The 12,657-nt window shown below is 70.6% G+C and carries 11 protein-coding genes and 2 pseudogenes; 7 read left to right on the forward strand and 6 right to left on the reverse strand.

Annotated elements, in window-relative coordinates; all coding sequences use genetic code 11:
• Positions 1-369: 369 nt before the first annotated feature.
• Positions 370-1,464, reverse strand: a complete 1,095-nt coding sequence (locus tag BLW57_RS01740; protein ID WP_093471626.1) for a PP2C family protein-serine/threonine phosphatase — start codon at positions 1,462-1,464, stop codon at positions 370-372.
• 284 nt (positions 1,465-1,748) lie between these two features.
• Here BLW57_RS01740 and BLW57_RS01745 point away from each other — a divergent pair.
• A pseudogene (locus BLW57_RS01745) lies at positions 1,749-1,982 on the forward strand (WhiB family transcriptional regulator); the annotation flags it as partial.
• Between the two features lie 168 nt (positions 1,983-2,150).
• Here BLW57_RS01745 and BLW57_RS01750 read toward each other — a convergent pair.
• Positions 2,151-3,242 (reverse strand): non-homologous end joining protein Ku, encoded by a 1,092-nt coding sequence (locus BLW57_RS01750; RefSeq protein ID WP_093471628.1) that lies wholly within the window; start codon positions 3,240-3,242, stop codon positions 2,151-2,153.
• Positions 3,243-3,609: 367 nt separating this feature from the next.
• Between BLW57_RS01750 and BLW57_RS01755 the strand changes: the two genes are divergently transcribed.
• The 5 genes from BLW57_RS01755 to BLW57_RS01775 all read left to right on the forward strand — a co-directional run bounded on the left by BLW57_RS01755 (position 3,610) and on the right by BLW57_RS01775 (position 8,215).
• Positions 3,610-3,996, forward strand: a complete 387-nt coding sequence (locus BLW57_RS01755; RefSeq protein ID WP_093471629.1) for a hypothetical protein — start codon at positions 3,610-3,612, stop codon at positions 3,994-3,996.
• Positions 3,997-4,161: 165 nt separating this feature from the next.
• On the forward strand, positions 4,162-4,674 hold the full coding sequence (locus tag BLW57_RS01760) for a GNAT family N-acetyltransferase (RefSeq protein ID WP_093471631.1): 513 nt from the start codon (positions 4,162-4,164) through the stop codon (positions 4,672-4,674).
• Positions 4,675-5,017: 343 nt separating this feature from the next.
• A complete protein-coding gene (locus tag BLW57_RS01765; RefSeq protein ID WP_256339336.1) occupies positions 5,018-5,593 on the forward strand; it encodes a toxin-antitoxin system, toxin component in 576 nt (191 codons plus the stop codon).
• 10 nt (positions 5,594-5,603) lie between these two features.
• Complete coding sequence (locus BLW57_RS01770) at positions 5,604-6,791, forward strand: DUF6545 domain-containing protein (RefSeq protein ID WP_101377058.1); 1,188 nt, start codon at positions 5,604-5,606, stop codon at positions 6,789-6,791.
• Positions 6,788-8,215: an FAD-dependent oxidoreductase gene (locus BLW57_RS01775; protein ID WP_176985411.1), complete on the forward strand. Its 1,428-nt coding sequence runs from the start codon at positions 6,788-6,790 to the stop codon at positions 8,213-8,215. The genes BLW57_RS01770 and BLW57_RS01775 overlap by 4 nt, the downstream gene beginning before the upstream one ends.
• Positions 8,216-8,286: 71 nt before the next feature.
• On the opposite strand, the gene BLW57_RS01780 is transcribed toward BLW57_RS01775, so the two are convergent.
• The 4 genes and pseudogenes from BLW57_RS01780 to BLW57_RS01795 all read right to left on the reverse strand — a co-directional run bounded on the left by BLW57_RS01780 (position 8,287) and on the right by BLW57_RS01795 (position 11,911).
• Positions 8,287-8,952 (reverse strand): DUF305 domain-containing protein, encoded by a 666-nt coding sequence (locus tag BLW57_RS01780; protein ID WP_093471634.1) that lies wholly within the window; start codon positions 8,950-8,952, stop codon positions 8,287-8,289.
• Between the two features lie 103 nt (positions 8,953-9,055).
• A complete protein-coding gene (locus BLW57_RS01785) occupies positions 9,056-9,478 on the reverse strand; it encodes a DUF6153 family protein (RefSeq protein ID WP_093471636.1) in 423 nt (140 codons plus the stop codon).
• Between the two features lie 92 nt (positions 9,479-9,570).
• A pseudogene (locus BLW57_RS01790) lies at positions 9,571-9,980 on the reverse strand ((2Fe-2S) ferredoxin domain-containing protein).
• Positions 9,977-11,911, reverse strand: coding sequence for a heavy metal translocating P-type ATPase (locus BLW57_RS01795; protein ID WP_093480455.1), 1,935 nt, complete (start codon positions 11,909-11,911; stop codon positions 9,977-9,979). Before BLW57_RS01795 ends, BLW57_RS01790 begins: the two are co-directional and overlap by 4 nt.
• 175 nt (positions 11,912-12,086) lie before the next feature.
• Here BLW57_RS01795 and BLW57_RS01800 point away from each other — a divergent pair, with 175 nt between their 5' ends.
• On the forward strand, positions 12,087-12,473 hold the full coding sequence (locus BLW57_RS01800; RefSeq protein WP_093471637.1) for an ArsR/SmtB family transcription factor: 387 nt from the start codon (positions 12,087-12,089) through the stop codon (positions 12,471-12,473).
• Positions 12,474-12,657: the final 184 nt, after the last annotated feature.

Genomic DNA, 12,657 nt, shown 5'->3' on the forward strand with positions numbered 1-12,657 from the left:
CTACCGGCAGCCAGGGCAAAGCCGATTCCCGCGCCCACCAAGGCACCGAAGGCACCTCCCGAGGCGAAGCCGAGCACGGCTCCGGTCAGCAAGCCCGCCAGCGAGGCACGGATGAAGTACCTGCGAATCCTCTCGTCCACCAAAATCACCGCCTTTCACAGGGCTCTCTGCCCAGCCCTCCAGCAACTAACCGGCGATTCGTCAGACCAGGTGAATGATCGGCAGTTTCGGCGAGGCCTGAAATATCGACCAGAGGACTGGGAAGGTTCCTCCTTCGTGGCCGGTCCGTGAATACCAGCTTGGCAAGGGCCAGTTACTGTCGCCTGTTCAGTTCAGGTGGGCGTCGAAAGGCCATGTCGAAATCGACGGTCAGGTGTTGGAACCGCCGCTGGTGTGGCGTTGCCCGGAGCGGCTGCCGTGCCAGTCCAGCACCAGGGTGGTGGCGTCGTCCGCCAGCGCGCCGCGTTCCCGCATGCCGTCGGTGAGCAACACCAGGCGGTCGCCCGGTTCCGGACGCAGCCGCTGCACCTCGTAGGTGACCAGGGCGGGCACCCCGAATGGCAGGTTGACATTGAGGGGTAGTTCCTCCACTCGGCCTTCGCGCATCCGCAGGGGCTGGGAATGGCCGGCGTTGACCAGCTCGCAGGCTCCGGTGTCCAGCTCGATGCGCAGTAGCTGCCCGGTGGCCATGCCGCGGGCGTGGCTGGAGAGCGCCCGGTGTGCGGTGTAGGCCTGATCGAGGATGCTGTGCCCTGCGCGGCGGGCTCCGCGCAGGGCGTTGACGGTCAGCGTGGCCAGCAGCGCGTAGGCCGTGTCGTGGCCCATCGCGTCGGTGATCGACAGGTGGAGGGTGTCCTGGTCGAGGGCGCAGTCGTAGGTGTCGCCGCCGATCTCGTCGGCCGGGGCCAGAGCACCCGCCAGGGTGAAGTGGGCCGCCCCGCAGCAGGACGCCGACGGCAGCAGCTGGTGCTGGATCTCCGCGGCCAGACTCATCGGGGTGGTGCGCCGGCCCCAGTGGTAGAGATCCGTGAAGCGGCGGTCGGTCACCACTACGTAGGCCAGCGCGTGCGCCGCGCTGCCCACCGCCTCATGTACCGCGTCGTCCGTGTACGGCACGATCAGGTCCAGGACGCCGATGCAGTCACCTCGGTTCGTCACCGGCGCCACCAGCCGGCAACCGCCCTCGACGTCCTCCTGGTGCAGTCGCTGGGACCGCAGTGCCCGGTCGTAGACGCTGCCCGCCGGCGCGATCCGCTCCGTCTCGCCTCGCGCCTGGGCGGCTGTGCCGGCTCTCGGTAGCCGTACTGCTTCATGCCCGAGCATGTCGACGAACAGAAACGACACCTTCGCCGCCGAGAACCGCTTCTCCAGGTTCCGGGCGACCACGTCCACCGACTCCACCGGCGCTGCGTCCTCCGCCGCCCGCAGCACATCGTCCAGGCCCGAGCCCGCATCACCGGCCACAGCCACCTCCCCAGTCCACTCGAACCGGGTTCCCGGCAGCCCGGGTATGGATGCGCCCGGCCGACCGCCGCGCGTAGGTCCGCCGTGGTTCGCGCGCGGGCCCTGGGCACCGGGCACCGGGCACCGGGCACCGGGCACCGGTCCCGAGCGTCGGGGCGGCGCACACCACTACCGCAAGCGGGGCATAACCGTTTAATATTCTCCAAACCTCTGCCGGAACTACGACGCTGCCCGCGTCGTGGTCACCGTTCGCCTCCCCGCAGGCACCCGGAAGGGGTTTCTCCATGACCTGCACTCCGAGCGAAGACCCGGCAGGCTCCGACTGGCGTGATCAAGCGGCTTGCGTCGGAGAAGATCCCGAGATCTTCTTCCCTCTCTCGGACCTCGCGGCTCCGCATGCCGAAGCTACCCTGGCCCGCGCGATATGCCGCCGCTGCCCCGTGATCATCGCGTGCCGCACCTGGGCACTCGACCACGGCGAGGACGACGGCATCTGGGGCGCCACAACGGCCGCCCAGCGCCGCGCCATCCGACGAGCGACCACAGAATCCCCGGCAGCGTCCAGGCGCCACAGCGACGAGACGGGAGAGCCGTCCGAGTTAGCGGTCCGGATGCACGCCGTACCGCAGCAGCGCCTGCGGGAGGGCCCGCATGGCCGGCCACCCCGGTTCGCGGGGCGGCCTTGGTCAGGCGGCGCTCTTCTTACGACGCCGGCCGGCGCGGGCAAGGGCGTCGATGAGGTCCTCGCGGCTCATCTTCGATCGGCCCGGCACCTCCAGCTCGGTCGCCCGCTGATACAGGTCCGCCTTGCTCAGCTTCTGCAGCTCCCGTTTCCCGCCGGTCGCGGCGCTTCGGGAGCGGTTCGAGGCTGCTCCGGTCTTCTTCGGCGGCGCCTTCCGCGTCGGAGTCTTCGCCGCCCTGCCGGCCGCACCCTTGCGAGCGGTCCCGCCCGGCGCGGACGTCCGCTCGGCGGTCGGCTCCTCTCCACCGCCACGGCCGGAGCGGGCGGCCTTGAGGCTGCCCTTGAGAACCTTCATCAGGTCGATGACGTTGGTCGCCTCCGGCGGCGCATCGGCCGTGGCGATCTCCTGGCCCTCTGCTTTGGCCTTGACCAGCTCACGCACCTTCTCCTGGTAGGTGTCGCGGTACCGCTTCGGATCCCAGTCGGTGCTCAGCGCGTCGACCAGCTGCAACGCCATGTCCACCTGCTTGCCCTGTCCCGCCTCTCCGGAGGGCAGTCCGGGCAGTTCCTTGCCCGGGTCGCGGACCTCGTCCGCCCAGTGCAGGGTCTGCAACACGAGCACCCTGTCCTCCGCGCGCAGGGCGGTCAGGTACTGCTTGTTGCGCATCACGAAAGTCGCGATGCCGGCCTTGCCGGTCCGCAGCAGGGCCGCGCGCAACAGTTCGTAGACCTTGGTGTACTCCTTGCCACGGGGCGCGATGTAGTAGGTGCGATCGAGGTACACCGGCTCGATGGCGTCCAGGTCGACGAAGTCGGAGATCTCGATGCTCTGCGAACGCCCCGGCGCGACCTCATCCAGCTCGTCCGGCTCGACCACGACGTACTCGCCCTCGCCGACCTCGAAACCCTTCACGATGTCGCCCGTGCCGACCTCGTCACCGGTGCGCTCATTCACCCGTCGGTTGCGGATCCGGTCGGAGGTGCCGCGCTGCAGCTGGTGGAAGTGCACCGTGTGGTCCTCGGTCGCGGTGTACAGCCCCACCGGCACCGTGACCAGCCCGAACGTGATCACACCGGTCCATATCGCCCGCCCCATACCCCTGCTCCGTCCCGGCCGCCCGGCCACGCCCGGCACGACGGCCGGTGCTGCGCGCCTTGCCTCCACGCTCGCACCGCCCACACCTCCTCGCGCGCCGGGCGGCCAGGTCAGGCGCCCGAACGGGCCTCGACCGCAGGCGGAGAGGCGCCGTGCCGTCGTAGCGGGCCGAATGTTCGAGTACACGATGCGTAGGGACGCGCCTGCACCGGGGATCCCAGGCCCTTGCGGTGTCCGGCCGTGACTGGGACTCGTGCCTCTGTCCAGTCCCGAAAGGCAGTGCCATGACGGGGCAGGCACGCGGCGGGCCTACTGGATGCACCGGGGCCGCAGGACAGAGCGGCTCCCCCACGAAGGAGTCCCCCTCATGTCCCCCACCGCCACCACCCCCAGCACCTCCCGCAAGCGGCGACTGGCCCTGCTGGTGGCCACGACCGGCCTGGCAGCAGGCGGCGTCATGATCCCCGCCACCGCCTTCGCCGCCACCCCGCCCGCACACACAGCACCCGCGCACCACGGTCCACACGGCCACGGCAAGTCCACCAAGACCACCACCACCACGACCGAGACCACCACCAAGAACCGCCGCGGCACCACGACCACCAAAACCACCGAGACGACCACCACCACCAAGTCGCGACGCGGCACCACAACCACCAAGACCACGACAACCGAAACCAGCAGCAAGGGACGGAGCAAGTTCCACACCCACGACCAGCACATCGCCGACGACGGCCCGGTCAACGGCCAGTAGGGCGCGCACCGGTAACGGCTACGACCTGGGGCCGGTCGCCCTGCTCCTCACCCGAGGCTTCTCCTCACCCGCCGGTGCCGCCGCCCTGCGAACCCTCCGGCACGCCATTTCGGCCCGCGAAACCGCCGCGCGAGGCAGACCTTCTGTCGCGTAGTGTCCCCGGTCATGACCGTGCTGCATGGTGCCTTAATCGTACTCCGCCCGAGCGTCACCGAGGACGTTCCCGCCCTGGCGGCCATCCGGGCCACTCCCGAGGTACTTGCCCGATGGAAGGGTGCGGACGATCTCGAAGCCGACGTCGCAGCCGGCCTCGAAGACGACGGCTGCCACTGCCTGACCGTTCACCACCAGCAGCGAATCATCGGCATGATCCAGTGGTATTCCGAGGAAGACCCCGACTACCGGCACGCCGGTATCGACATCTTCCTCGACCCCGCCGTGCACGGCGGCGGACTGGGCACCGACGCCGTACGCACACTGGCCCGCCACCTCATCCACGATCGCGGCTACCACCGGCTGGTCATCGATCCGGCGGCCGACAACACCGCGGCGATCCGCTGCTACGAGAAGGTCGGGTTCCGCCCGGTCGGCATCATGCGGCAGTACGAGCGCGGTCCGGACGACACCTGGCACGACGGCCTCTTGATGGATCTACTGGCCTCGGAGCTGACGCGCTGAGCCCTCCCCCGTGGCGTCGTCCGGTGACCGGAGAACGATCGTGCGCGCCCTCTGGCCTTCGGTCTCCTGCTGCCTTTAGGTTCGGTGCTGCGGGATCACCGAACCTCGTCAACTGCCGTTCCTCTTGGGAGCTTCACTCGTGAGTGAGCCTAGTCCCCGTCTGCGTCAGACGCTCGCGTCCTGGGAGGAAGCTCCGGGATGTGGGAGCAGTCCGCCGGAACGCCAGGACGTCCGCGTGGACCCCGGATCAGTTCACCGAGATGGCCGGCTGGATGGCGAGCACGGCGGCGGACATCACGCGCGCCGCGGACGCGATCTCGACCATGAAGCCGGGGGCTGACAGGTGAGGAGCGCTCCCCGGCTGGCCAAGGAGCAGAAGCAGCTGACGTCCGAGCTGATCTCCGCCGTCGCCGGCCGAGTCGAGGTTCCCGCGGAGCCGACGGTCCTGTTCGAGGCGCTGTGCTCTGCCATGGGTGAGCGACGCGGCCGGCCCACGACGCTCAGCATCCGGGAGTTCCCGAAGGACATCGCCCACGGCACGACCGGGCTCTGGCTGGACCTCGAAGGCCAGGATCTCGTGGTCATCGAGGAGAACCTGACTCCAGACCACCAGTTGGTGGTTCTCGGGCACGAACTCTGGCACATGCATGCCGGTCACTCGGGACACGGCATCGGCAGCGGGGCGATGGCCGCACGAGTGGCTCTCACCGCGGAGATCGACTGGCCGGAAATCGTCCGTCGCGTCGCCGCCCGTAGCCACTCGGTTCAGGAGGACGAGGTCGCGGCGGAGAAGTTCGGACTGCTCATGGGCAGCCAGATGCGCACCTGGCTGCTCGACCCCGGCGCCGCCGGTGTGCAGCTCGACGAGGTGGCGCGACGTATCAACGCCGCCTTGGGGTACCCCGGAGTGCGGGGATGACCGCGTGAACATGGGCGACTTGGTCTACAACCCCTACACCGGCGTCGCGATCCTCCTCGTGGTTGTGCTGTTGTACAAGGTGCCGGCCTTCGTCAGGGCCTGGCGCAATCCTCTGGTCCGCCAGGTGGGCGGGCTGCTCACGGTGGCCTGCTGCGTCTTCATCTTCGTCGTACCCTCAACCATCAAGAGGGTCAACCAGGTCACGGGGGTCACGAACTTCTCGGCACCGTGGGTCTACAGCCTGCTCACGGGCTTCTGTGCCTCGTGTCTGCTGCTGATCATCAAGTGGCGGGGCGGGCTCCAGGTGAAGGTCCGGCGCGCCACCATCTGGGTCTACGGCAGCTACGGGGCGGTCGTCACCGCGCTCTGGGTGCTCTTCGCGCTCGGTGACCACCACGTCGAACGAGTCAAGGACCTGGACACGTACTACGCCACCACCCTGTACATGCGCGAGATGGTCGTTCTGTACCTGCTCGCGCACACCGTGGCCGTCCTGATCACCTCCGCCCTGCTGTGGAGCTGGGAGAGCCGCGTGCGCGGCACCGGCTGGCTGCACGTCGGAGTGGTCGTCCTCGGCGTCGGCTACGCGCTGAACCTGGCCTACGACGTCGCCAAGGTGATCCCGGTGGTGGCTCGGTGGACCGGTCGGACCGGTCTCGACTGGATGAGCACCGACCTGGCGCCGCTGATCGCCTCGCTCGGCGGACTGCTCATCGGCATCGGATTCGTCCTGCCGCACGCCGCCGAGCGCTTCTCCCACCGGTGGAGTGCCCGCCGCCTGTACTGGGCCCTGCGCCCCTTGGGCCGCGTCCTGCGGATGGTCCCCGCGGCATCGGCGCCCGTGGCGCTCGGCCGGTTCGAGTCGCTGGACCTGCGCCTGACGCACCGGCAGACCTTCATCCGGGATGCCCTGCGGCAGGTGAGCCCCTTCATGGACGCCGCCCTGCGCGAGGCGACCCGGGAGCGGCACCTCGCCGCCGGCGACGATCCCGCCGCGGCCGCGGCCGCGGCGGACGCCGCCGTCATCCTTGATGCCGTCCCACGACTGCACGTCAGCAGCATGCCCGAACACCCGGTGGAGCGACCGGCGGAGAGCATGCGGGACCTGGCCGCGATCTCGCGCGCCATTCGCCGCTCTCCGCGTGTGCGGTCCACACACCGGGCAGTGCCCAACCAAGAAGAGAGCGTGAACTCATGAGCGCGAGAGCCGCCATATCCACCACCGTCCACGCCGATGCCGATCAAAGGGCGATCGTCATCGGCGGCGGCCTGACCGGGATGCTCGCCGCGCAGGCTCTCGCCGGTGAGGCGCACGTCACCGTCATCGAACGTGACACGCTCCCCGCCGCTCCGGAGCCACGGAAGGGGCTGCCGCAGGCGCACCACGCGCACCTGCTGTGGTCCGGCGGAGCGGACGCCATCGAAACGCTCCTGCCGGGAACGGCCGAGGCTCTGGCCGGGCGCGGCGCACGCCGCATACCGCTGACCACCGGCATGGTCGGCTTGAGTCCACAGGGTTGGTTCCGCCGCTGGGACGAGAGCCACTACGTGATCGGCTGCACTCGTGACCTCCTGGACGCGGTTGTCCGCGACCTGACGCGGAAGCACGCCGGCGATCGCATCACCCTTCTGCAGCGGACGGAGGTGCTGGGCCTGGAAGGCGATGCCTCCGCCGTCACCGGCGTTCGTATTCTCCGGGAAGGGGGCGAGGAGGAGACCCTCTCCGCCGGCCTCGTCATCGACGCGAGCGGCCGGGCCTCTCGCACCCCGCAGTGGTTGGGCGTCCTGGGCGTGCGGGCGCCGGCCTGCCGGGTGGTCGACTCCGGGCTCGTCTACGCCAGCCGGCTCTACCGGGCACCCGAGAAGACCCACCACATGGCGTGGCCCATCATCAACATCCAGGCCGTCAACCGCGGCGAGGGCCCCGGCCAGTCCGGCGTCATCCTGCCTGTCGAGGACGGCCGCTGGCTCGTCACCCTCTCCGGGACCAAGGGTGGGCAGCCCACCGGCGACAACGACGACTTCCTGCCGTTCGCGCGGCGGCTGCGGCACCCCGTCGTCGGCGAGCTGATCGAGAACCTCACCCCGCTGACCGACACCCGGATCAGCCGGACCACGGTGAACAGCCGACGGCTCTACGAGAAGACCGCCATGCCGCAGGGCTTCGTCGTCCTCGGTGACGCGGTGGCCGCCTACAACCCGGCCTACGGGCACGGCATGTCCGTAGCGGCCTTGAGCGCGCTCACGCTCCGGGACACCGTACGCCGATACGGCTGGGCCGACCCGGGAGTGTCCCGGCGTGCGCAGAAGGGCGTGGCCGCTCACGTGAACACGGCCTGGACCTTCGCCGCCGGATCCGACGTCTTCTATCCCGGAGCCACCGAGAACGGCCCCACACTGGGCGAGCGCGTCGCCGCGCGATTCGTGGACCGGCTGATCTACACCGCGACCGGTTCCGGACGCGTGGCGCGCGGCGTCACCGACGTCATGACGCTCCAGGCCGGCCCGCACACGCTCGCCCGCCCCGGCACCCTGGTCGCGGCCATCCGCGGCCCTCTCAAACCGCAGCTGTCCCAGCCCCCGCTGACGGCCGAGGAACGTCAGGCCCTCGCTGCGACCTGACCGATCTGACCTGGGACCGCGGCTCGGGACGGCCTTTTCCTGACTGCCCCGAGCCGCGGACCGGCCGGTTCCTACTGCTTGCCGAGGATCTTGTTCATCTCGGCGATCTCGGCCGACTGCGAGGTGACGATGGACTTGGCCATCGTCGTCGCGGGCCCGTAGGCGCCCTTGGCCTGCTCGGTCTTCGCCATCTCGATGGCACCCCGGTGGTGGCTGACCATCATCTGCACGAACGCCTCGTCGAAGGAGTCACCGGACAGGTCCTTCAGCTTGCCCATGTCGTCGCCCGACATCATGCCGGGCATGGACGAGTGGTCCATGCCGGGCATCGACGAGTGGTCCATGCCGGACGTCCCGGCGTGCGGGACCTTCTCGCCCCAGGCCTTCAGCCAGCCCGACATGGTGTTGATCTCCGGATCCTGCGCCTGCTTGATCTTGGCCGCGAGGTCCTTCACCCGCTGCGACTTCGCGCGCGACGGCGCCAGGTCGGCCATGGCCACGGCCTGCCGGTGGTGCGGGATCATCCCCAGCGCGAACGACTCGTCCTGCCCGTTGTGGCTGCCCTGCGCAGCCGGTGCGGTGGCCGACGCCCTGGCGGAGGACCTCGCCCCCATGCCGTGGCCCGCGTGCTTGGAGGAGGAGGACTCACTGCTGCCGCAGGCGGCCAGGATCACCGCAGCGACGGCGGCAGCGGCCGGCACGGCGGTCCGGCGGATGAGAGAACGGCGAAATGCCATGGAAGTACAGCTCCTTGAGTGCCCGCGCCCACGCGCGGGAAGAAACGGATACAGACACACCGGGGCACACCACCCGCCTCGGGCGAGTGCTGTGCGGGCGCCTCTAGATCCGCAGAAGCTGCAGCTCGGAAAGATCCGGCGGAGCGCGTCCGTCCACCGCTCCGGCGGCGGGAACGCCGCCGGCGGTCGCTGCGGGCTGGACGGCAGCGGGTGACGGCATCAAGGCCGGCGGAATGTAGGCAGCGGCCGTACCGCCCGCTGCGCACGTTCCGCCCGCATGATCCATGGCCATACCGCCGTCGCCCGCGTCCGACAGGTGCCGGCAGTCTTCACCGCCCGTATGGGCGAGTGCGGGCCGATGCCCGTGGCCCGTCGACTGTGCGGCCATCAGGGCGTGCTGTCCCGTTGCCGGCATACCGGCGGGCGACAGGGAGTGCATCCCCAGCACCCCCGCCACCACGGCGAGGACCAGCCACATCCAGCGCGCAGGACTCACCTCGGAGTTGGTGCGCGCGCTGGACATCATGGACCCATCGTATGGGTGCTGCATTCCTCGGGGGCGCAACGGCCCTTCAAGTGCCGCATGCCACACCCCTTCCCCGCCGGTGTCCGCAACGTTCAGTCCTCGACGGCGCGCCGTACGCGGCGGGAGGGTGAGAACGCGTAGAGGTCCAGGATGTCCGGGGGTTCGGCGATGCCCGGGCCGCCCGCCCGGACCCACGCCGTGATGTCGGCTGTGGCGTCGGTGTCGTTGACCAGTCCGAGCCACGCCGGTCTGCCGCCCGCGGCCCGGCCCGCCGGGGAGGGCTGTACGACGATGACGTTGGCCTGTTCGCAGGCGTCGAGGCAATTGACCGCGCGGACCTGCGCGATCGGACCCAGCTCGGCCCTGAGTGTGGCGAGCTGGGCCGCGTGGTCGACGCCGGGACCTTGGCGGTGCCGCAGCAGCAGCCCCGGCACACCGTGACCGTGCACCTCGGCGTGGCCTGCTCCTTGTCCGCCTTGCCGCGGCTCGTGCGGCGGCTCATGCGGCGGCCCGCTTCCACGCAGCCTCGCGCAGCAGTCGCAGGCCGTTGAGGCCGACGATGACGGTGGAGCCCTCGTGGCCCGCGACACCGAGTGGCAGCGGCAGAGTGCTCGCCAGGTCCCAGATCACCAGGCCCGTGATGAACAGACCGGCGATGACGAGGTTCTGCACGACCAGGGCGCGGGCCCGGCGCGACAGCGAGATCACGGCCGGAACGGTGGCGAGTTCGTCGCGGACGACGACCGCGTCCGCGGTCTCCAGCGCCAGGTCGGAGCCGGCCCTGCCCATGGCGACACCGGTGTGGGCTGCGGCCAGCGCCGGGGCGTCGTTGACGCCGTCGCCGACGACCAGCACCTTGCGGCCGGCGGATTCCAGTTCCCTGACAGCGCTCACCTTGTGCTGCGGCAGCAGGCCGGCGCGTACGTCCTCGATGCCGACTTCCTCGGCGAGGCGGGCGGCGGCACGGGGGTTGTCGCCGGTGAGCAGCACGGGCGCCGTACCGGTCAGGGAGACCAGTGCCCCGACGGTCCGGGCCGCGTCGGGGCGGAGCCGGTCGGCGATGCCGAGCAGGCCCACCGGCCGGCCGTCCACGGTGACCAGCACGGCCGTACGGCCCTCTTCCTCCAGTGCGGCGGCGAGGACCGCGGCGCGGGCGGACGAGGAGTCCGTGGCCCCGGTCAGCAGCCGGGCGGGTGTGCCGACCGCGACGACCTGTCCCTCGACGGTCGCGGTGACGCCCACGCCGGGGGTCGAGTCGAAGTCCTCCGCGAGCGGCAGGGACAGCCCCCGCTCCCGGGCCGCTTCCACGATCGCCCGCGCCAGTGGGTGCTCGCTCGGGTGCTCCGCAGCGGCCGCGACGCTCAGCAACTCCTCGTCCGTGAGGCGGGATCGGGCCGGCGACCGGACTTCGGTGACCCGCGGGGTGCCTTCGGTGAGGGTGCCGGTCTTGTCCAGGGCCACCGCGTCGACCTGTCCCAGGCGTTCCATCACCACGGCCGACTTCACCAGGACCCCGTGCCGTCCGGCGTTGGCGATCGCCGACAGCAGCGGCGGCATGGTGGCCAGCACCACGGCACACGGCGAGGCCACGATCATGAAGGTCATGGCCCGCAGAAGGGAGCCGTCGAGGTCCGCGCCGAAGGCGAGGGGCACCAGGAACACGGCGAGGGTGGCGGCCACCATGCCGAGGGAATAGCGCTGCTCGACCTTCTCGATGAACAGCTGTGTCGGCGCCTTGGTCTCCGACGCCTCCTCGACCATGCGCACGATCCGGGCGATCACCGAGTCCGACGCGTCACGCTCCACACGCACGCGCAGCGCGCCGGTGCCGTTGAGGGTGCCGGCGAAGACCTCGTCGCCCTTGTCCTTGGCCACCGGCAGGGGCTCGCCGGTGATGGTCGCCTGATCGACGTCACTGGCCCCGTCGAGGACCCGGCCGTCGACGCCGACACGTTCGCCGGGCCGCACCAGGACGGTGTCGCCGACCGCGAGATCCGCGACGGGGACCACATGCCCGGTGCCGTCGTGCGCCAGGCGCGTCGCCGTGGCGGGCGCGAGGTCCAGCAGCCCGCGCACGGAGTCGGCGGTCCGTGCGGTGGCCAGCGCCTCCAGCGCGCCGGACGTGGCGAAGATGACGATCAGCAGTGCGCCGTCCGTCACCTGCCCGATCGCCGCCGCCCCGAGCGCGGCCACGACCATCAGCAGGTCCACATCGAGGGTCTTCTCCCTGAGCGCCTGTAGCCCCGCCCGACCGGGCTCCCAGCCGCCGGCCGCGTAGGTGAGCGCGTACAGCGGACCCCAGGCCCAGGCCGGGGCGCCGGTCAGCTGCAGCGGCAGGGCGAGCAGGAAGAGGACGAGAGCGGCGGCCGCCCACCGTGCCTCGGGCAGGGCGAGGACGCGGGTACGGCGTCGGGGCGCATCGCCCTCCCGCATGGGGACGGCCTTGCCGGTGGGGGCCGGAGCGAGGGTTGTCACGGAGATGCGGTCCTTCGAACGGCATGAGCAGACTTCGGGCTTCCGGGTTGCGCGGTGCCACGTAAGCCACCGTACAGGATTGAATGAAGAGTCATTCATGCGTTCATGGGTGGTCGTCCGTAGGATGAAGGCCATGGGCCACGGAGCTGATGCCAAGACCACCGCCACCGCGCGCCAGCGCCTGGAAACACTGGGCGCCGCCGACGTGGCCGCCACTCTCCAGGCCTTGGCGACACCCTCCCGGCTGCGGATCCTGGCCCGCCTCCAGGAGGGACCGTGCGCGGCGACCGAACTGGCCGACGCGGTCGGCATGGAACAGTCCGCCTGCTCGCACCAGCTGCGACTGCTGCGCAACCTGGGACTGGTCACGACCGAGCGCCGGGGCCGATCGATCATCTACGCCCTCTACGACAACCACGTGGCCGAACTTCTGGAGCAGGCCCTCTACCACCTCGAGCACCTGCGGCTGGGACTGCGCGACGCCTCGGCCACGCCGACCGCGGCGGCCGAGGCGCACTGAGGGACGGCCCCAGTTCGGTTCCTCCGCCGGCCGCTGCCGAACGACCTGCCCGGGCTCCGAGCGAGCCGTGCCGGCGGCAGCGGGCCTAGGAGTCAGGCGAGGTTCGTCAGGGCGTGGACCAGCCCCCACGCCGCCCGCTCGGCCGCGGCCGTCACCTTCCTCAGCGCCCTCGCCACGGACTACG

The sequence above is a fragment of the Streptomyces sp. 1222.5 genome (assembly GCF_900105245.1).
Lineage (GTDB): Bacteria > Actinomycetota > Actinomycetes > Streptomycetales > Streptomycetaceae > Streptomyces > Streptomyces albidocamelliae.